This window comes from Pseudacidovorax intermedius, assembly GCF_001476815.1.
Taxonomy (GTDB): Bacteria; Pseudomonadota; Gammaproteobacteria; order Burkholderiales; family Burkholderiaceae_C; genus Xenophilus; species Xenophilus intermedius_A.
On record NZ_LDSL01000064.1, the window covers coordinates 79,029 to 96,132 of the forward strand.

The 17,104-nt window shown below is 66.3% G+C and carries 27 protein-coding genes; 11 read left to right on the forward strand and 16 right to left on the reverse strand.

What is annotated here, in order from left to right; translation table 11 throughout:
• The first annotated feature begins 14 nt into the window (after positions 1-14).
• Positions 15-686 (forward strand): hypothetical protein, encoded by a 672-nt coding sequence (locus NS331_RS10955; protein ID WP_153012815.1) that lies wholly within the window; start codon positions 15-17, stop codon positions 684-686.
• Between the two features lie 17 nt (positions 687-703).
• Here the strand turns inward: NS331_RS10955 and NS331_RS26630 are convergent, their stop codons facing one another.
• From NS331_RS26630 to NS331_RS25485, 16 genes are all read right to left on the reverse strand, one after another.
• The gene (locus NS331_RS26630) at positions 704-859 is read right to left on the reverse strand and encodes a hypothetical protein (RefSeq protein WP_193758082.1); all 156 of its coding nucleotides are present in this window, start codon (positions 857-859) and stop codon (positions 704-706) included.
• Positions 856-1,209, reverse strand: coding sequence for a hypothetical protein (locus tag NS331_RS10960; RefSeq protein WP_153012816.1), 354 nt, complete (start codon positions 1,207-1,209; stop codon positions 856-858). Before NS331_RS10960 ends, NS331_RS26630 begins: the two co-directional genes overlap by 4 nt.
• The gene (locus NS331_RS10965) at positions 1,209-1,745 is read right to left on the reverse strand and encodes a YfbR-like 5'-deoxynucleotidase (protein WP_058642021.1); all 537 of its coding nucleotides are present in this window, start codon (positions 1,743-1,745) and stop codon (positions 1,209-1,211) included. Before NS331_RS10965 ends, NS331_RS10960 begins: the two co-directional genes overlap by 1 nt.
• Positions 1,742-2,017, reverse strand: a complete 276-nt coding sequence (locus NS331_RS10970; RefSeq protein WP_058642022.1) for a hypothetical protein — start codon at positions 2,015-2,017, stop codon at positions 1,742-1,744. The genes NS331_RS10965 and NS331_RS10970 overlap by 4 nt, the downstream gene beginning before the upstream one ends.
• On the reverse strand, positions 2,014-2,301 hold the full coding sequence (locus NS331_RS10975) for a hypothetical protein (RefSeq protein ID WP_153012817.1): 288 nt from the start codon (positions 2,299-2,301) through the stop codon (positions 2,014-2,016). The genes NS331_RS10970 and NS331_RS10975 overlap by 4 nt, the downstream gene beginning before the upstream one ends.
• Complete coding sequence (locus tag NS331_RS10980) at positions 2,301-2,714, reverse strand: hypothetical protein (RefSeq protein WP_058642024.1); 414 nt, start codon at positions 2,712-2,714, stop codon at positions 2,301-2,303. The genes NS331_RS10975 and NS331_RS10980 overlap by 1 nt, the downstream gene beginning before the upstream one ends.
• Entirely contained in the window at positions 2,711-3,139 is a 429-nt protein-coding gene (locus tag NS331_RS10985) for a hypothetical protein (RefSeq protein WP_058642025.1), read from the reverse strand. The genes NS331_RS10980 and NS331_RS10985 overlap by 4 nt, the downstream gene beginning before the upstream one ends.
• Before the next feature lie 120 nt (positions 3,140-3,259).
• Positions 3,260-3,877, reverse strand: coding sequence for a DUF3164 family protein (locus NS331_RS10990; protein WP_058642026.1), 618 nt, complete (start codon positions 3,875-3,877; stop codon positions 3,260-3,262).
• A gap of 91 nt (positions 3,878-3,968) precedes the next feature.
• On the reverse strand, positions 3,969-4,130 hold the full coding sequence (locus tag NS331_RS26635; protein ID WP_193758083.1) for a hypothetical protein: 162 nt from the start codon (positions 4,128-4,130) through the stop codon (positions 3,969-3,971).
• Positions 4,131-4,138: 8 nt separating this feature from the next.
• Positions 4,139-4,408, reverse strand: coding sequence for a hypothetical protein (locus tag NS331_RS10995; RefSeq protein WP_058642027.1), 270 nt, complete (start codon positions 4,406-4,408; stop codon positions 4,139-4,141).
• 106 nt (positions 4,409-4,514) lie between these two features.
• A complete protein-coding gene (locus NS331_RS11000) occupies positions 4,515-4,697 on the reverse strand; it encodes a hypothetical protein (protein ID WP_206597330.1) in 183 nt (60 codons plus the stop codon).
• Positions 4,694-5,104, reverse strand: coding sequence for a hypothetical protein (locus tag NS331_RS11005; protein WP_058642029.1), 411 nt, complete (start codon positions 5,102-5,104; stop codon positions 4,694-4,696). Before NS331_RS11005 ends, NS331_RS11000 begins: the two co-directional genes overlap by 4 nt.
• Positions 5,101-5,697: a hypothetical protein gene (locus NS331_RS26130; protein WP_153012818.1), complete on the reverse strand. Its 597-nt coding sequence runs from the start codon at positions 5,695-5,697 to the stop codon at positions 5,101-5,103. The genes NS331_RS11005 and NS331_RS26130 overlap by 4 nt, the downstream gene beginning before the upstream one ends.
• 1 nt (position 5,698) lies before the next feature.
• On the reverse strand, positions 5,699-6,514 hold the full coding sequence (locus tag NS331_RS11015; protein WP_058642031.1) for an AAA family ATPase: 816 nt from the start codon (positions 6,512-6,514) through the stop codon (positions 5,699-5,701).
• A complete protein-coding gene (locus NS331_RS11020; protein WP_275936458.1) occupies positions 6,511-8,685 on the reverse strand; it encodes a Mu transposase C-terminal domain-containing protein in 2,175 nt (724 codons plus the stop codon). The genes NS331_RS11015 and NS331_RS11020 overlap by 4 nt, the downstream gene beginning before the upstream one ends.
• Positions 8,682-8,954, reverse strand: coding sequence for a helix-turn-helix domain-containing protein (locus NS331_RS25485; protein ID WP_082702400.1), 273 nt, complete (start codon positions 8,952-8,954; stop codon positions 8,682-8,684). The genes NS331_RS11020 and NS331_RS25485 overlap by 4 nt, the downstream gene beginning before the upstream one ends.
• Before the next feature lie 170 nt (positions 8,955-9,124).
• Between NS331_RS25485 and NS331_RS11025 the strand changes: the two genes are divergently transcribed.
• The 10 genes from NS331_RS11025 (at position 9,125) to NS331_RS11065 (ending at position 16,861) form a co-directional block, all read left to right on the forward strand.
• Positions 9,125-9,859: an XRE family transcriptional regulator gene (locus NS331_RS11025; RefSeq protein ID WP_193758084.1), complete on the forward strand. Its 735-nt coding sequence runs from the start codon at positions 9,125-9,127 to the stop codon at positions 9,857-9,859.
• Positions 9,859-10,371, forward strand: coding sequence for a hypothetical protein (locus NS331_RS26135; protein ID WP_153012819.1), 513 nt, complete (start codon positions 9,859-9,861; stop codon positions 10,369-10,371). Before NS331_RS11025 ends, NS331_RS26135 begins: the two co-directional genes overlap by 1 nt.
• A gap of 87 nt (positions 10,372-10,458) precedes the next feature.
• Entirely contained in the window at positions 10,459-11,043 is a 585-nt protein-coding gene (locus tag NS331_RS11030) for a lysozyme (protein ID WP_058642034.1), read from the forward strand.
• A complete protein-coding gene (locus NS331_RS27115; protein WP_058642035.1) occupies positions 11,040-11,705 on the forward strand; it encodes a hypothetical protein in 666 nt (221 codons plus the stop codon). The genes NS331_RS11030 and NS331_RS27115 overlap by 4 nt, the downstream gene beginning before the upstream one ends.
• Positions 11,702-12,007 (forward strand): hypothetical protein, encoded by a 306-nt coding sequence (locus tag NS331_RS25490; RefSeq protein ID WP_242873718.1) that lies wholly within the window; start codon positions 11,702-11,704, stop codon positions 12,005-12,007. The genes NS331_RS27115 and NS331_RS25490 overlap by 4 nt, the downstream gene beginning before the upstream one ends.
• Positions 12,008-12,010: 3 nt before the next feature.
• Positions 12,011-12,508, forward strand: coding sequence for a DUF1804 family protein (locus tag NS331_RS11045; RefSeq protein ID WP_058642037.1), 498 nt, complete (start codon positions 12,011-12,013; stop codon positions 12,506-12,508).
• Between the two features lie 3 nt (positions 12,509-12,511).
• Positions 12,512-14,200, forward strand: a complete 1,689-nt coding sequence (gene terL / locus NS331_RS11050; RefSeq protein WP_058642038.1) for a phage terminase large subunit — start codon at positions 12,512-12,514, stop codon at positions 14,198-14,200.
• An 8-nt stretch (positions 14,201-14,208) separates the two neighbouring features.
• The gene (locus tag NS331_RS11055) at positions 14,209-14,388 is read left to right on the forward strand and encodes a hypothetical protein (RefSeq protein WP_058642039.1); all 180 of its coding nucleotides are present in this window, start codon (positions 14,209-14,211) and stop codon (positions 14,386-14,388) included.
• A 2-nt stretch (positions 14,389-14,390) separates the two neighbouring features.
• Positions 14,391-15,935 (forward strand): phage portal protein, encoded by a 1,545-nt coding sequence (locus NS331_RS11060; RefSeq protein WP_082702402.1) that lies wholly within the window; start codon positions 14,391-14,393, stop codon positions 15,933-15,935.
• Positions 15,932-16,861 (forward strand): putative phage head morphogenesis protein, encoded by a 930-nt coding sequence (locus NS331_RS11065; protein ID WP_058642041.1) that lies wholly within the window; start codon positions 15,932-15,934, stop codon positions 16,859-16,861. Before NS331_RS11060 ends, NS331_RS11065 begins: the two co-directional genes overlap by 4 nt.
• The last annotated feature ends 243 nt before the right edge of the window (positions 16,862-17,104 follow it).

Here is a 17,104-nt window from a genome sequence, read left to right on the forward strand (position 1 = left end):
CGCAGGAGGACTAGATGACTGAAAGCCCCGTCGAACGATGCATGTTCCTCTGGCACATGCAGAGCAGCGAGTGCGCCTCGTGGGTACAAGCCTGGGGATCGATCTTTGCCATCATTGCTACGGTCGGCGTTGTAGCGCTGGCGCACTATCTGCAGCGCACGGCCAAAAAGCGAGACGACCACGACGCGGAGACGCGCGAGCTGGAGTATGGCTATCAGCTCGCCCACGGCTCTGCGCGCGTCGCTGAGAAGATCCCGTCCTTCATCAGCGATACAGGGGTTAGCTGGCTTGACGGGCGTGCAATGCTCGCTGAGGTGACCGCCTACGCTGACGCCTTCAGCCGGTTCGACGCGTCGAAGATGCAGAGCACCAGACTTTTCCAAGCGGTGTTGGCTGCCGATGCCCTCACCCGGCTTCTCCAGCAACAGTTGGAGGACTTGCTCGCTGCGAAGGCAGAACCCGCTGTCACGGTCAAGCCAATCTTTAACGCAGCACTCGCCCGCGCCCAACGGCGTCCAGGAGCAGTGCGAGATCTGATCGAACAGATCGCTCAAGAGCTGAGCTCTCATGCCCGGACTATTGGGAGCGTGCTGGATGACCGAAAAGTCAAACCCGAGAGCAAACGGCTCGTTGGCGATGTGATTCTTCGCGCCCTCTCGGATATCACCACCCCTTTCCTGCGATAGGGAGCTGCAAGGCACGTTCATACGGCGCCTCGTCGAATGGGTTCAGAGGGGATGGAGTCGGCGGCACAGCTGCCCTTCCAGGCAAAGCAAACCTGCATGTCTGCATAGCCAAGCTTCGCGAGGATGCAGGCCGCGATGTAGGCCGCGCCGACGATGGCGAAGGCGGTCTTCATGAGCGGACCTCCAGGTCATCGGCGATGAACGCGAGAGCGTCGACGCTCAGATGCGGTCCGAAGACGCGCCGCCCGCCATAGGTGAACTGCTCGCGCGCCTCGTGCTCGACGCTGGTCAGCACCAGCTTCAGCGCCGTTTGCACCAGTTCGCTGGGCGTCATGTGCTCCGAGAGCAGCCACTTGCGCGTGGACTGGGTGCACAGCCGTTCGGGAGCGTCGTTGTCCGGCGCGTAGAAGTGCGCCTGCAGGTAGAAGTGGCCGCAGCCTGGCGCGACGGGCTTCACGCTGAAGACGTAGCCGGGAAAGGCCACCTTGCCCAGTACCTGGCGCATCTGGTCGGGCGTCATCATTACGAGGCCTCCCCCCGCAGCTGCGCATAGCGGCCCAGGAAGAGGTTGTAGGCCTCGTGCGGCGCCCAGGGAGTGATGGTGATGGACAGGCACGCAACGCCGGCGATCAACGGCCACTCGTCGTCGTGTGGCGGCATGAGGTCACGCTGCTCGGTGGCCAGCATCACGCGGTCGAAGTACTTCACGCTCTCGGGCAGCGGCAGCGGCACGTTGAAGCGCTCCATCACCGCCGCCTCGACGCGCTTCTCCACGCGCCGATATTCGGGCAGCAGCTCCTTTAGCGGACGCGGCATGTCGCCCACGAAAGCCTCGGCCGCGTCATGCATGAGCGCCGAGTAGGCGTCGGCGGGCGGCACGTAATACGACATCAGCACGCTGTGCTGGGCGACCGAGTAGAACCGGCGGGTGTGGCCGCCGAAGCGGCAGAGCTTCGACAGGGCAGCAGCCACGTCCGTGATGTCAAAGACGGACTGGGCCGGCGTCAGGAAGTTGAAATAGTTCCCACCGGCGGTCAGGATGTCGGGACGGGTGTTCATCGCTTGATCTCTTCGAGGAGTTGCATGGCGGCATCCAGGCGGGGCTGGACGAGCCAGCGCCAGATGCCGATGAGGCTGGTGGCGGAGAACACCAGGTGCTGCAGCTGGAGGCGCCAGTGCCCCGTCTCGCGGCCGAAGACCCACCAGACGGCATTGCTGGCCAGGAAGAGCACGAAGCCCCAACCCGCGTGCCGGCTGTTCAGGGCCAGCAGCAGCGCGCCGGCCGCGCCGAGGACAGCGCCGAGCGTCTCGATCCATTCGAGATACGTCATCGCGGAGGCCTCCGCGGTGCGGGGAGCTTGAGCGGCTCCATGCCGATGCGCAGCTGCGCATCCTGCAGCTGCTCGGGGCGCACCAGCTTCACGGACATGCGGGTGGCCCTGCGGTCAGGATCCTGGCGATACACGGTCTCGCCGTCCTCGTAGTGCTCTTCGCACACGAGGGCAGCGGCGAGCAGAGCCAGTGCCTTCTGAGCGTGGTCCATCGGCAGCACAAAATGCTGATAGCCGATCTCCAGGCAGCCCAAGGGCCCCGCGGGTGGTTTGCGGCCGGCCATCAGGGTCTCCCCCATCGAGCTGCGACGATCAGGCGGCGCAGCTTGGCCTTTTCATGGTTGGCTTGTTCGAGCTGGCTGCCGTTATCGAACAGTCCACCCACCAGAGACCATGAGCTGGCGAATACCTGGGCCTGGTACAGGATGGCATCGACGGTCGGCGCCTCCTCCGCCTGCTTGGTGCCGCCCGCCGAGAGGGGCAGCACCGGCTTGCCGTTGATGTACACCTGCTTGAGCTCTGCCCTGTCGATGACCCGGGCTGCATCCTCGCGGACTTCTTCGGCGGCCAGTTCCGCGGCGAGGCGCTCCAGCTGCTCGTAGGTGAATGAGTAGCCTCGGACGGCGCGCATGGGCGGCGGCGAGAACGAGACTGCGCCGACCTCGGCAGGCAGCTCGGACAGACGGCTCCCGTTCACGGTGCGATCCTCACGTTGCGGTGCAGCCATTCCGCCGCGAGGCGGTTGACGCCGGCCCACTGAAGGGGCAGGAAGTGGTGATTCCAGACAGGCACCGTGTCCGTCTGCAGCGCCTGCGCAAGCTCCTCCTGCAGAGCGGTGCAGCACAGGTGCACGCCGAAGGTGTCGGGCACCCCCGTGTCCACGTTGTGCTCGAAGACATCCGCCGCGAGGTGAGCGCCGCACTCGGGGCACCGAATGAACTCCGGCAGGTCCAGGCAACCCGCGCGCGAAAGCACTGCTGGGCCAACACCCAGCCGGGCCCGCGCCTGCGCGAACTCGACCACGGTCGCCAGCTGGGCCCGCTGCGTGAGTCGGTGGATCTCGATGCGCAGCCTCACCTTGGCGAGGCTGCACGCGGTTTCGGCATGGAAAGGGTGGTTCATTCGCCCTTCTCCTCGCCGCGCCCGAAGGCGCCGTTGCAGAAGCTGAGCAGGGCGATGCCCACGAAGACGCCCGCAGAGAAGGCGAGCGCGCAGCTGGTGAAGGTGCCGAGCGTCATGACGTCACACCGCAGCCAGGTCAAGGGCGATGGCGATGTAGTCGCCGCTGTGCTCGTCGCGCTCGTAGAAGCGGATATAGGGCTTGCTCGACGCCACCTTCATGGAGTCGCCGATGGCCTTCATGGCGTTCTGCCAGCGCGGATCATCGATCTGCAGCCGGCGCAGCCCCAGCACGCGGCCAGTGTTGATCTTGCCGGCCTGGTCGACGTCGAAGGCGTCATTGATCAGCGCCTTGATCTCGGCCTTCGAGCCTTTGCTCCATTCCTGAATGCACTCGTCCACCAGAACCTTGGCTGCCTGCAGCCGCTCGTCGAAAACGAGCGTGTCCTGGATCTGGCGCACCACCTTGTAGCGGCCGTCGAACGTCATCAGCGAGACGTTGCCCTTGGCGCCGCCCGTCTTCGTGTCGTACTCGGCCAGGCTGCGCTCGATGAACTCCTGTACGGCCGCCATCGAGTTCAACTTGAACGCCGTGAGCTTGGCCTGTTCATCCTTCGCCATGGCCACCAGGGCCTCCACAACCTGGGTGCGGTCCTTGTCGATGGGCTTGATCTTGGAGATGGGGATGAACGAGCCCTTGGCGTCTTCCCAGTAGCCCGGGGGGATGTCTTTTTTGGACATGGGGTTTCCTTTCGGAGGGTGGTGGATCAATGGATGGGGGCGCCAGCCGGCGCGGTCCCGCGGGCGGACATCGCCAGCTGCATCGCAGCCGTCATGGCCGTGTTCGCAGCGGACTGCGTGCAGCAGGGGTGCTGCATGCGCGATAGAGGGTCAGCAGCGCACTGAGCCCCACGTGGTGATGCTGGCCGTTCAGGCAAGCGCCCAGCTGCTCGATCAGGGCCGTCACTTCGGCTTCGGTCTTTGGGTCGGGCATGGCGCCTCCTAGTGAATGGTTTCCATCAGCTCCAGCAGCGTCATGCCCTGGAGCACCGTGCACCGCGGGGTGACGCAGTACTCGTAGTGCAGCCCGCCCTCCGCCAGCCGGCGCTCGCAGCAGCCGGACTTGTGGAGGTTGCGCATCGTGTTGCCGAGGTGCGTGCCGAACTCGCGCCAGGCACGTTCCTGGGCGAGCAGCTCGGTCACGCTCCACCAGCCGCCTGCACGCAGGAGGTGCAGCCAGACCTGGCGGGTGCGGTCCACAGCGGTGGACATCAGCCGCCCCTCCCGAACAGCACGCGCAGCCGCCGCGCCAGGCGCGCCCAGCGGCTGCAGCGGTAGACCTCCACGGCGCCAGGCTCGAAGGGAAAGCGTGCCGCGCTCATGACCGGCCTCCACGGACGGCCGTCAGGTGTGCGCCGCCAGGCAGCACGAAGTCGATGTAGTCGCGGTGGGCATCAGCAATGGCCATCCGGCGGTCGATGCCGTAGAAGCGCATCAGCCGACGGGCGCGCCGCTTGATCCAAGCCAGCCGGGGCCGCTCGATGTGGATGGCGGGCATCACTCGGCCCCTCTAGGCTTGCGCGGTTTAACTTCGCGCGGCGGCGCAGGGGCGCAGGCGACCTTGTGGGGGCACTTCTGGCATGCCTGCCAGTGCTGCATCTCCCGCGGGTTGCTGGTGGGCGCGCTGCGCCATGCATAGGCCCTGCAGCGGTCTGCCGAGATCACCACGGGCTCGCCTCCGCCACCATCGCTCGTGAGATACGGGCAGGTGTAGTGCCCAAAGGTGTGGATCACCTTGTCCGCAACGCGGCCTGTGCTGGCCTCGCCGCTGCCGTACTTGCCCTTGGCGTTCAGGACGATGCTCAGCGTTGCGTGGCTGATGCCCAGCAGCGCTGCGACCTCGTAGTGCTTCATGGCGCTGCAGCGATCCACCAGGATCTTGAACCAGGGCTCCTGCGTGTAGCTCACGGTGCGCGGCTCCTTGCCTTGGCGCGGATGTCCGGCGGCGTGGGGCCCAGGTCGACCATCAGGCCGTAGCGCTTGGCGCCCTTGATGCGCCGGTCGCTGGGCTGGATGGCCAGAGGGCACTGCCGTGACCAGGCGAGCAGCAGTTCGCTGGCCCGGGTGCGCGCGCGTCCAACGTCCTGGCCTGCGTCCACCAGCAGGTTGGCAGCCTCCTCCGCGGTGAGCACCTTGCGGATGCACAGGAGCTTCCACAGCCGGCCGGCGAAGGGCTCCACCTGGTCGGCGGGCGTCATCGGGCCGTGCGCAGCCTTGTGCAGGCTCGGCAGCAGCTTCTTGGCCCCCCGCACGGCTTCACAGCCAGCAGGCGTCAGTCGGTACTGAAGCGGTGCGGTGTCCGGGACACCGGGCTGCGGTGCCCGCTCGATCAGATTGGCTCGCACCATCCCGTTGATCGCCGCGCGCCCGGCGGAAGTACTTCGCAGAGAGGGCACCCAGACAGCCAGGGCACCTTCGTTGAAGGTCAGATTCGAATCGGCGTTGCGCGCCTGCAGCGTGAGCAGAGCAACGGCAACCTGCCATGTCTTGACCGGTCCCATCTCAAGCCCCCGCCCGGCCGAGAGGTGCCGGCTTGAACTCGCTCACCAGGCGCTTGTTGGCGATCTGGCTTGCCTCGACCTTGCTGAGGCTGTTTGCCTGGGCCCACGCCTCAATCAGCGGGATCGCGTTCAGGACGCCGCGGATCATGCCTTTCGACTGGCGGTGGATCTCTTCGATCACACCGTCATCGACCGCCACTTCGCACTTGGCCTGCACCGTGGAGCGAACGTCCGCGATGTCCAGCGGCTTCAGCTCAACGTCGCCACCGACGCGGCTGCCGATCCAGCCGTGAGCGTCGACCTTGAGGCCCAGCTGCTTCATGCCGACGAGCACGCAGACGATGCCCGTGACATCGGTGATGTCGCGCAGGGCCTCCATCAGGTCGATGGTCAGCTTCGAGCCCGCACCCTTGAACAGGTGGTCCGCTTCGTCGATCACGATGGGCGTCTGGTGCACACCCAGGTGGGCGATGCACGCGCTCTGGATCTGGTGGACGCTGCCGCGGGGGTCGAGGCCCAGGGCGGACGCCAGTTCAGCGAGCATCGACTTGGTCCGCCATGTGCTCTTCGCACGCAGGAAGACGCCGCCGATGTCCACCGTCCACCGATTCGTCAGTTCGCTCTTGCCGATGCCGTAGGGCCCGTACACCACAAGCAGGCCAGCCTCGCGCGCGCCCCGCCCCTCGACCTGTTTGAACCGCTGCTGCAGCGCCTTGTAGTTCGCCGTTTTGACGAATCCTGGCTTCATGATCACAATCTCCTTGTCTGTGGCATCACCACGTTTGCAGGCACGCTCGGTGAAGGTGGCCGCCTTCACCGGGCACTCTTAAAAATCGCTTCGTTCTCATCCCACGCCAGGCCACGGCCCTGGAAGTACTCGGTGAGACCTGCGTACTCCGCACCCGTGACGTAGCCCTGCACCCATTGGGTGTCTTCCCCTGTCCATTCGCTGCGGTGGCACATCAGCCACTCGTAGCGGTCGCTCGCCGATTCAAAGAAAGGCCGCCTCGTGGCCGCTTGCGCCTCCACGATCTCGTCGGGGGAAGTGGGGAGGGTCTCGGCAAAGGAAGCGCCCACGACGATGGGCACCAGCACCTCGGGGGCGCTGGGCTCGAGCAGCAAAAGTGATTCGGCGAGCGGGGGACCGCTGATCTCGCGCAGGGCGACCTCGACCTTTTCTTCCAGACGCTGCACGCGGCGCTTGGCGCGCTGTTCGCGTGCGTGGTCGATGACCGCCTTCGGGAAGTAGTCGCCTTTGCGGCCGTCCCACTTGGCTTGGCACACGAACTGGCCGTCCGTCGTGTAGATCAGCACGAAGGTCGGGTCGTGGATGTCGTAGCGGACGGAAACAAGCTTGCCGTCCACGGACATGCCCATCAGCTCGTCGGCCGTGTAGTCCTGGTTGAACAGCGACACCAGGCCGCGCGTGGCCGTCCGCAGGACCGAGGGCATGAACGTCATGCGCAACTGCTGTACGTCCAGCTTCACCTGCAGCTCGGGCTCGAACATCGCCTGCCAAGCTTCGTCCGGCGTCATGCGCTTGCCGTCCGCGCGGCGAGGCAAGGCACGGTGACGGTGGTGGGCGTTGTATTCGGCGACGCCTGCCTCGACGGCATCCAGGAACTGCTGCCAGCTGGGCACCTTGGGCGTCAGCGCCACCACCTCGCCTGTGGACTCAGCGCGCTTGAGTGCGCGACGCTCCTTGTCGATGTCGGCCCGCACCTTGCGCAGCGTGCCCTGGTCGACGTCGCTGCCCTGGTACGAGCCGAAGCGCCGCGCCACGTTGATCATGTGGGTGCGCCAACTGCGCTCGATGAGGCCGTGGCCCTGGGGATGCCCCGCGATGCCGGTGTGGTGCTCGCTGCCCAGACGCTTCATGATGCCGTCGACCGGGCAGTCGAAGACCTTAGCCCGCTCGCCTGCGCCGTTGTCCGAGTAGACGATGGCCCACACGCCCGCATTGCCGACCGCGTGCCGCATGGCATCCCCCACCGCGATGGTGTTCTCTGAGAGTGAGGCCGACCAGCCGCAGACCCTGCGCGTGGCCGCATCGATCACGAGGGTGACCTCGGGCGCGAAGGGCGCGCCGTGATCGGGGTGGCGCACCTTGGCCTTGAAGGTGTGGCCGTCCACCAGGCAGACGTCCAATGGGCGCAGGCTGCTGGTGTCGCGTTTGCGGTAGGGCAGCTTGGCCGCTCGCTCCGATCCGCTGTGGCGCGCCTTGATCAGCTTGACCTTGTCGACCTTGGCAAGGGCGCGCCGGGCCCGGCCGTAGAGCTGTTCCCAGCTGTCGTAGTCGCGGCCGAGATCCTTGGTGACTTCCTTGGCAGCCACCGAGAGGTTGCGATACAGGGCGTTGCGCGAGTGATACCGCGCCAGCACCTCTGCCACGTCTTGATCGAGTGCCGCTACGACCTCGCGCGATTGCTCTGCAGGCAGCAAGCCTGTCCAGCCATCGGCCTGGTATTGGGCAAGCCAGCGGTACAAGGTGCGAGCGCTGACCGCTGCCGTTCGGGCCCGGCGATTCGCCAGGCGCGCAGCCGCCTGCAGCTCCGGGCTGGCTTTGCCGGTGAGCAGCTGCAGCGCCACGATCTGGCATGCCTTGTCACGGCCCTGCAGCGGGGCCAGTTCCAACGCCTGCTGGATGAGGGTGAGGCGCGCATCAGCGCAGGCCCGCTCCTGGTCGCTGGGGGGGCGGCGCGCAGCTGCCGCAACTGCCGGCAGCGATCCTGACTGGATCGGCATGGGAGCGGGCGCGGGAACGTCAGTCGTGTTCACCGGTATCGCGGCCACCTGCCTGACCAGGACCGCATTGCGCGTCTCCGTGGGCAGAGCGCTGCAGTCGTACTCCATCCCGCCTCCTCCCACGCGGCCAGAACGAGGGCGACTTGGCAGGCCGAGGCTGGTGGCGCGCTCCCGGGCCCGCCGCTCCGATGTCGGCATTCCGGGAAGCCCTGCAAGCTCGCGAGCAGTCAGCCAAAGGCTCACTTCGCGCCCCTTCCTACGCGGGTCCGCTTGCCGATGGCCTTCGGGTTGCGCGTCAGCTTCTCCGCCCGGTCTCGCGAGCGGCTGTACCGGGACGGCCAGATTTCTTCAGCTTTCTTACCAAGTGCGCCTGCAACGATCTTCTCGGCAGCCAACCAAGGGCGGTGCAGAACCTCATTGATATGGGCGTAGCCGTGTTTCTTCGCTAACCGCGAGAGGTTTGTGTCGGCCATTTCTAGGGCCGCTTTAACCTGTGCCGGGTGCCAATCCATCGGTTCTCCACCAATATGTGTTGATGGGCTCGATTATGAACACAGATTGGTTTTTATGCCACCGCACAGACATGCATCGGGTTATTCGATGCCGAAACAACACTGACCGGATTGACGACACCCTCCGGCGTGTCTAATCTGTGCGGATGCGCACAATTCGGGAACATGCTATGGATTCGGCCAACGTTTCAGGGCAGGCCACCCAGCCCGGCGCGCCCATTGCTGACCGAGTCGCAGAACTGCTCAGGGCGCAAGGCACGCGGATCCGGGCTCTCAGACAAGCTCAGGGAATGACCATCGAGGGATTGGCCGAGAAGGCGCAGTTGCACTTCAATACCGTGGGCCGGATTGAACGAGGTACATCAGAGGCCAGCCTGGAGCAGCAATTGGCGCTTGCCGATGCCCTGGGAGTGCCGCTCAGCCAACTCAGCGTCGCGCCCGCTTCCTCATCGGATGAGCGAACCCTGTCTGCTGAACTTGATGGAGAGGACTACGCATTGATCGAGATGCTCGACGTGCGGGTGAGTGGCGGCTCGGGCGCTATCAACGGTGGCGCCGAGACCGTAGGCCGCTTTGCGTTTGCGAAGTCCTGGCTGAATCAGAAGGGCATTCGGCCGACCGACGCTCGCATCGTTCGCGTGCGTGGGCGCTCGATGTCTGACCGCATAAACGATGGGGACATACTGCTCGTGGACGTGTCTTGCAACCAACTCACGCGCGAGGGGGTGTATGTGATCGAGTTGAACGGTGAGGACTACGTGAAGATCCTGCAGAGGGACTTCGTCACGGGTGGTGTGCGCATCGTCAGCTACAACCCGGAGTTCCCTCCGCAGGTTCTGTCTCCACAACAGGCGAACGAACTTCGCATCACCGGCCGAGTGGTCTGGCACGCAGGAGAACTTTGATGAAGGCGAGTCTTCTATTTTTCGCGTGCGCCCTTGCTGGTTGCGCTGCCCAACCCCAGGTCGAAATGGAGTGGGCAGCTCAGCGCGCAGACGCAGCGCCGTTTGGTGTCTCTCGGGATCGATGCGCTTATGAGTCAACGGCGGCCACCCAGGCTCCCGATTACTCCTACAGGTCAGCGCTCGGCCAAAGCTTGGATCAGCAGCGGCGCCGGGATGAGTTGTTCGTGCTCTGCATGCGCGCCCAGGGCTACGCCCAGCAGATCAAGCGTTCAGATGCACTCAAGGCGCAAGACGCGCATTGGGCCGAGCTGGAGAGGCAGTGGGAGGTCGCGCGTAGTGACCGCATCAAGGCACGAGCCGATCTAACCGCGAACCCCAATGGCCCGAACGCTGCAGAGTTGAGCGAGCGCATTCGTCAACTCAACCTCACGGTGCGCTCGCTCGAACGGCGGCTGAGCTACGCGCCAACGGCAGCTGTCAGCACCGACCATAATTCGACTGCCCCCGATTGACCCCATCGTCGGGCACGTGCTAACTTAAAGCGCTATCTCCGCGATCAAGGCCGACATCTGTCGGCCTTATTCGTTTTGGGCCCTCGCATGACGATCCGGCTCATGCGAGTCCCCACCACAGTCTGGAAGTTCGGCGCGCCGCTGGCCCTTGCAAGCGCGGGCCTGATGGCGCTCCTGGGGCAGTGGGAGCCGGACCACGCCAACCCCGGGCGTGTCTACGCCGACAACCTCGCCGGCGGCTTGCCTACTGTCTGCAACGGCATCACCAAGCACGTCAGCCCCTATCCGGTGGTGATCGGCGACACCTGGTCGCCCGAGCGCTGTGCCGAGGTCGAGCAGCTCGTCATCGAGCGCGGCCAGCTCACGCTGCTCGACTGCGTAAAGACGCGCATCGGCCAGAACACGTTCGATGCCCTCTCCTCCTTCGCCCACAACGTGGGCAGCCGCAACGTCTGCGAGTCTCGCGCTCTGGGTCTGATCAACACCGGCCGGCTCGCCGAAGGCTGCCGCGCCCTCGCCTTCACCTCCGAAGGTCAGCCCAACTGGAGCCTGGTGCGAACCGGGCGCATGCTGCCCAACGGCAAGCCGGAATACCGCTTCGTCCAGGGACTGCACAACCGCCGCAAGGCAGAGGCCGCGTGGTGCATCAAGCCCGATGGAGCGAAGCCATGACCGGATTCAAGTCTTACCTGTGGGCCGTCGTTGCCATGCTGGTCTTCGCGGCCATGCTCTTCGGCCTCGGCGCCTTGGCCTACCACGCGGGCGACAGCGCCGGCCAGACGCGTGAGCGCGTCGTCTGGGTCAAGAAGGAGCGCGACCAGGCCCAGGCCTTCGCCAAGCAGCTCGACGCCGAAGTCAAGCGCGCCCAGCAGGCCTCGGCCGCACTGAACCGCAGCCTGATCGCCCTCAACGATTCCTATGCAGCCCTCGAAGGGAAATACCGTGATGTTCTGGCTCGCGTGCCTCTGCTCGCTCCTGCTGTTGTTCGCCCTGTCCGTGTGGCTGGGGGTGCGAGCAGTGGGCCACCGACTGCCGCTCAGCCGGCCAGCGCTGACGCAGGCCCTGACGACCCGCAGCGCGGCGGTGTCGATCCTGATCGTTTTCGCCTCAGCCTTGCTGCTGTATGGATGTGGAACAGCTCGCTCGCCGGTGCTGACGTACCGGCCCATACCTGCGGATCTGCTGACACCTCCGAGCAAGCCTGTGCTGCTGACTCCGGCCTCAGCCTCGCCGACGCCTGGGCCAACCACCACGCCAATGCCAAGTCCTGCGCGACCGACCGCACCCGGTTCCGTGCGCTGATCGAGTTCCTTACCGAGAGCCCCACGCAATGAGCGCACCCGACGAACTGGACCGCAGACAGGAGTTGATCCTGCTGGGCCGCATCCATGGCCTGGTCGAGTCGCTCAAGACCGGCCAGGACGTGACCAACATGCGTATCGATGACCTGGCGAAGCGGTTCGACGCGCGGCTCGATGGCATCGACGCGCGCCTGCGGACGGTGGAGCAGCGAGCGGCCGTCGCCGGCGCCGTGTCGGGTGGAGCCATGGCGGTGGGCACCGCGCTGATCCTCGAGGGCCTCAAGATGTGGCTGCGCGGCAGCGGCGGCGGCGGCGGCCCGTTCCTGGGCCCCTGAGCGATGGCGCACGGCTCGGAGAAGCGCGCCACGCTGCGCGGCCTGTACGTCTACCAGCGCCTGTCGATGGAGATTGCCTGCACCAAGGCAGGCGTTCCGAAGTCGACGGGTAATCGCTGGAAGGCCGAGGCCAAAGCCGAGGGCGACGACTGGGACATGGTGCGCTCGGCCATGGCGCTGGGCGACGAGAACTTCGCCACCATGGGTCGGCGGCTACTGGAGGACTATCTGGTGCAGCACCAAGCCACGATGGACATGCTGCGCGATGAACAGGGCCTGAGCGCGCTCGACCGGGCCCAGACGCTCGCCAGCATGAGCGACTCCTTCGGAAAGACGATGGCGAGCTTCCGCCGGCTCTCGCCCGAGTTAAACCGCCAGGCCATTCAACTGGAGGTGCTGCAGCGTATGGCCGCCTTCGTGCAGCAACGCTTCCCCCAGCACGTCGCGGCCATGCTCGACCTCCTGGAGCCCTTCGGCGAAGAGCTGGCGAAGGCGGGTTAAACCGTGGCGAAGAAACCGGGCAAGGAGTTCTTCGAAGGGCTGGCGCAGCTCGCCGAGCAGCTGCGCCGCCAGATCGACGCCAACCTCGACGGCTGGGACATCTCGCCGGAGGCCGTGGCCGAGCGGCGCCGCAAGGTGTTCGATCCGATCAGCGGCTATGAGTACTGGGACCGCACCTACTTCCCGCACTACGGCACGGCGGAGCCGAGCGAGCTGCACAAGTACCTGTACGAGCGCCTGCCGCGCATCGTGGCGACCAAGGCCGGTCAGCGCGACGCCATCGCCGCGCCGCGGGGCGAGGCCAAGTCCACGAAGGTCTCCATGTCCTTCGTGCTGTGGACCGTCATCACCGGGATCAAGTGGTATCCGGTAATCGTGATGGACGCCTTCGAGCAGGCGGCGGAAATGCTCGAAGCCATCAAGGCGGAGCTGGAAGCCAACCCGCGCATCGCGGGCGACTTCCCCGAGGCCGCGGGCCAGGGCAAGGTCTGGCGCGCCGGTGTGATCGTCACGGCCAACGGCCGCAAGGTCGAGGCCTTCGGCTCGGCCAAGAAGATCCGGGGCCGCCGCCACGGCGCTCACCGGCCCGACCTGGCCATCATGGACGACATCGAGAACGACGAGAACGTCCAGACACCGGCGCAGCGCGACAAACTCGCCAAGTTCGTCACGGCGAGCGTGCTCAACCTCGGCCCGCCCGACGACAGCATGGACGCCATCATCATCGGCACCGTGTTGGCCTACGACTCGGTCCTGGCCAGGTTCCTGAAGAACCCGATGTGGCACGGCAAGGTCATGAAGGCCATCATCCAGTGGCCGGATGACATGGACCGGTGGGACACCTTCGAGGGCCTGCTGCTCAACGCCAGCTCTCCTGATGAGGGCATGGCATCGGCCATGGCTTTCTACGAGGAGAACCGGGCAGCGATGGACAAGGGCGCCAAGGTGTCCTGGCCGGCGCTGCGCCCGCTGGTCAAGCTCATGATCAAGCGGGCTCGCGAAGGCCATGGCGCCTTCGACAGCGAGCAGCAGAACGACCCCACGGCCGGCGACGACGCGCCGTTCGCCAACAGCATCCACTTTTGGGTCAACCGGATCGCCGAGTGGATCTTCTACGGCGCCGTGGATCCTTCGCTCGGGCGCCAGGGCAAGGGGCGCGGCAGCAAGACCGACCCCAGCGCCATCGGCGTGGCGGGCTACCAGCGGACGCTGGGAGTCATGGATGTGGTCGAGGCCAAGATCAAGAAGCGCACGCCCGACCGGATCATCAGCGACATCATCGAGCTGCAGCAGGAGTACTGCTGCATCGTGTGGGGCGTCGAGGCCGTCCAGTTCCAGGAGTTCCTGCGCACTGAGCTGGTCAAGCGCAGCGCGGCGGCCGGCGTGCCGGTGCCCGCGCGCGCCCTCACGCCGATCACCGACAAGGATCTGCGCATCGAAAGCCTGCAGCCCCACATGCACAACGGGCTGATCCGGGTCCACGCCAGCCAGTCGACCCTCATCGACCAATTCCGCCACTTCCCCAACGCCGACCACGACGACGGGCCGGACATGGTCCAGATGCTGTGGATGCTGTGCGTGACGGGCGGCGTTGCAGCAGCTGCACAGGGCGGCATTGCCGCCACCCCAGCACAGACCGCGCGGGAGCGCTATGGCCGCCAGGCGGCCGGCATGTTCGGCCGCCGCCGTTGAAAGAGCCCATGACCTTCGAAGAACAGACTCTCCTCATCATCAAGGGATCCATCGCCGACCTGCCGGAGGCAGAGCGCCAGCGGGTGGAGACCGCCGAGCGGCACATCCGCGCGCTGATCCAGCAGGACAAGGGCGCGGCCGTCATGGCCATGGCACTGATCGGCGCCGAGCTGGACGCGGGGCGCTGACCATGGGCTGGCTCCAGCGTTTAACCGAAACCTTCGGCGCCCTCGCCGCGGCACAGCCCGCGCCCGAGCCAGCGCCGGCCCCAGCACCGCCTGCGGCGCCGGTGCGCGAGGCGGCTGCGGCCCAGGACACGGCCGACGAGCCGGGCTTTACCCGACTGACCGGCAACGGCACCGGCCGCGGCACCGAGCGCGACCTGGCGCCGCTGGCGCAGGACCGCATGGTCAAGCTCGCTGAGTACCTCTGGCAGTCGAACCTCCTCGCCAACCGGCTGATCGAGCTGACGCTGGCCTACCTGCTCGCCGAGGGCGTGACGCTCCAGTGCAAGGACGATGAGCACCAGAAGAGGCTCGACCGCTTCTGGAACGACCCCATCAACAACTGGCCGCTCAAGCTCGAGCCGCGCGTGCGCGAGCTGTTCCTGGCCGGCGAGCAGTGCTACATCTGCCATGTGAACGAAGCCAACGGCATGGTGCGCTTGGGCTACCTGGACCCACGCCAGATCGGCACCGTGGTCATGGACCCGGACAACATCGAGCAGCCCATCGGCGTCGTGACGCGGCGGGACGCGCGCGGGCGGTACAACAAGTACCGCGTGGTGGTGCTGGGCAAGGACGAGGAGCTGTTCAGTCGGCGCACCGCCGAGATCCGCGCGAGCGACTTCACCGACGGCGATTGCTTCCTCTTCCAGATCAACAAGCTGCCGAGCGGCACGCGCGGCCGCAGCGACCTGCTGGGCCAGATGGACTGGCTGGACGCCTACGACAACTTCCTGTTCGATGAAATCGACCGCATCGGCTTCCTGCGCTCCTTCGCCTGGGATGTGACGATGACCGGCGCCGACGACGCAGCCGTGAAGGAATTCGAGAAGAAGTTCAAGGCGCCGTCACCCAACAGCACGTTCGTCCACAACGACCAGATCAAGCTGGAGGCGAAGTCGCCCAGCCTGCAGGCCGCTGACACCAGCACCAGCGCGCGCCTGCTGCGCAATCACGTTCTGGGCGGCGCCACCGTGCCCGAGCATTGGTTCGGCGGCGGCGGCGATGTCAACCGGGCCGCCGCCTCGGAGATGGGCGAGCCCACCTTCAAGGTGCTGACGAGCCGGCAGACGAAGCTGAAGTTGATGTTGGAAGAGATCGGCCGCTTCGTGCTGATGCATGCCGACCGCTCCGGCGGCGAGCCGGACTGGAGCGACGAGCGCTGGCAGGTGACGGCGGTGTTCCCGGAGCTGATCAACGCCGATCTGACCAAGTTCGCCGCCGCAATGCAGGGGGTGGTCAGCGCCGTGGTGATCCTGATCGACAAGGGCCTGATGACCCAGGAGACGGGCTTGAGCATGGTGGCTGACGTGGCCCAGCGCTTCGGCCAGGAATTCGACGCCAAGGCGGAGCTGGAGGCGGCCCAGGAAGAGTTCCGAGAGCGCGAGACGGCGCGTGCCGCGGCGGACACGTTCAACCTGCCGGCGGATCTGCGGGCAGAGCAGCAGCGCCAGCAGGCCGGAGCCGGCGGCGCGGGCGCGCCCACGCCGGCGCCCGCCCCGGCTGCATGACGCCTGAGCAGAAGTCCTTCCAGGCCGCGCTCGCCGAGCGGCTGCGCCAGCGCGCACGCACCATGCTTGCCGGCGAAACCCAGGTGCTCAAGCAGCTCGCGCAGGCGCGCACCGAGATCCTGACCATCCTCGCCGGGTTGCCCAGCGACTACCAGCAGTGGCAGCTCTCCCTCCTGGTCGGCCAGATCACCGAGGTGCTCGATGGCGCCACGGGCCGGGCCGGCGCGTTGTTCGACACCACCGCCCGCGACATCTGGCAGCAGGGCGAGGACTTCATCGACAAGCCACTCGCCGTGATCGGCCGGGCCGTGGAGTTGCAGCTGCCCCTCCTCGACACCCGCGTCCTGACGGCGATGCGCAGCTTCGGCCAGCTGCGCCTCAAGGACGTGGGCAGGGAAGCAACCAGCAAGATCGGCGCGCAGCTCAGCCAGGTCACCATCGGCGCCCGGCCGGTGCAGGACGCCGTGCGCGCCATCCAGGCCCAACTGGCTGGCCCGACGCCGGTGCGTGCGACGACCATCGTGCGCACCGAGGTTGGACGCGTCTTCGCGGTGGCCAGCGAGGATCGGCTGGAGCAGGCGGCCGACTTGGTGCCGGAGCTGCAGAAGCAATGGCGGCGCAGCGGCAAGATCCACAGCCGGTGGACGCACGACCTGATGGACGGTCAGGTCGTGGGCGCCAGGGAATCCTTCAAGGTGCCCAACCCGGGCGGGGGCTTCGACATGATGAAGTGCCCCCACGATCCCCAGGCCCCGGCCGAGCAGGTGATCAACTGCGGATGCGTGGCGCTGCCGACGATGAAGGGGTGGCAGGTCATGACGCCGGGCGCCAAGCCATTCACCAAGAAAGAACTGCAGCTCGACGGAAGAAAGGCTGCTCTGGACCAGGCGGCGAAGCGCGCCGGCCGGCGCCGGGAGGGTGGCTGATGGCGCTCAGGCCGTAGGAGCCGCGATCCGGGTAAGACGCCACCAGGGTATGGAATTTTCCGGCGCGGCCCGCCAGCGCCCGGTTAGCCCGGAGTTAAACGTATCGGCGGGGCCGGGTGGCGATGTGGAATCCGGCCATCGGGCGTGGTAGCCTGAAAACGCCCCCTCAGGGCCCCTGGCCGACACCTGTCGGCCTTATTTATATGTCGGCGCTCGCTGACAGTCGCTCCATCCCTTATCTGG

Bases quoted from the DNA above. Each gene is read 5' to 3' on its own strand.
- NS331_RS10955 (WP_153012815.1), top strand. From the start codon at position 15: ATGACTGAAAGCCCCGTCGAACGATGCATGTTCCTCTGGCACATGCAG.
- NS331_RS26630 (WP_193758082.1), bottom strand. From the start codon at position 859: ATGAAGACCGCCTTCGCCATCGTCGGCGCGGCCTACATCGCGGCCTGC.
- NS331_RS10960 (WP_153012816.1), bottom strand. From the start codon at position 1,209: ATGATGACGCCCGACCAGATGCGCCAGGTACTGGGCAAGGTGGCCTTT.
- NS331_RS10965 (WP_058642021.1), bottom strand. From the start codon at position 1,745: ATGAACACCCGTCCCGACATCCTGACCGCCGGTGGGAACTATTTCAAC.
- NS331_RS10970 (WP_058642022.1), bottom strand. From the start codon at position 2,017: ATGACGTATCTCGAATGGATCGAGACGCTCGGCGCTGTCCTCGGCGCG.
- NS331_RS10975 (WP_153012817.1), bottom strand. From the start codon at position 2,301: ATGGCCGGCCGCAAACCACCCGCGGGGCCCTTGGGCTGCCTGGAGATC.
- NS331_RS10985 (WP_058642025.1), bottom strand. From the start codon at position 3,139: ATGAACCACCCTTTCCATGCCGAAACCGCGTGCAGCCTCGCCAAGGTG.
- NS331_RS10990 (WP_058642026.1), bottom strand. From the start codon at position 3,877: ATGTCCAAAAAAGACATCCCCCCGGGCTACTGGGAAGACGCCAAGGGC.
- NS331_RS26635 (WP_193758083.1), bottom strand. From the start codon at position 4,130: ATGCCCGACCCAAAGACCGAAGCCGAAGTGACGGCCCTGATCGAGCAG.
- NS331_RS10995 (WP_058642027.1), bottom strand. From the start codon at position 4,408: ATGTCCACCGCTGTGGACCGCACCCGCCAGGTCTGGCTGCACCTCCTG.
- NS331_RS26130 (WP_153012818.1), bottom strand. From the start codon at position 5,697: ATGGGACCGGTCAAGACATGGCAGGTTGCCGTTGCTCTGCTCACGCTG.
- NS331_RS25485 (WP_082702400.1), bottom strand. From the start codon at position 8,954: ATGGATTGGCACCCGGCACAGGTTAAAGCGGCCCTAGAAATGGCCGAC.
- NS331_RS11025 (WP_193758084.1), top strand. From the start codon at position 9,125: ATGGATTCGGCCAACGTTTCAGGGCAGGCCACCCAGCCCGGCGCGCCC.
- NS331_RS26135 (WP_153012819.1), top strand. From the start codon at position 9,859: ATGAAGGCGAGTCTTCTATTTTTCGCGTGCGCCCTTGCTGGTTGCGCT.
- NS331_RS11030 (WP_058642034.1), top strand. From the start codon at position 10,459: ATGACGATCCGGCTCATGCGAGTCCCCACCACAGTCTGGAAGTTCGGC.
- NS331_RS27115 (WP_058642035.1), top strand. From the start codon at position 11,040: ATGACCGGATTCAAGTCTTACCTGTGGGCCGTCGTTGCCATGCTGGTC.
- NS331_RS25490 (WP_242873718.1), top strand. From the start codon at position 11,702: ATGAGCGCACCCGACGAACTGGACCGCAGACAGGAGTTGATCCTGCTG.
- NS331_RS11045 (WP_058642037.1), top strand. From the start codon at position 12,011: ATGGCGCACGGCTCGGAGAAGCGCGCCACGCTGCGCGGCCTGTACGTC.
- NS331_RS11055 (WP_058642039.1), top strand. From the start codon at position 14,209: ATGACCTTCGAAGAACAGACTCTCCTCATCATCAAGGGATCCATCGCC.
- NS331_RS11060 (WP_082702402.1), top strand. From the start codon at position 14,391: ATGGGCTGGCTCCAGCGTTTAACCGAAACCTTCGGCGCCCTCGCCGCG.
- NS331_RS11065 (WP_058642041.1), top strand. From the start codon at position 15,932: ATGACGCCTGAGCAGAAGTCCTTCCAGGCCGCGCTCGCCGAGCGGCTG.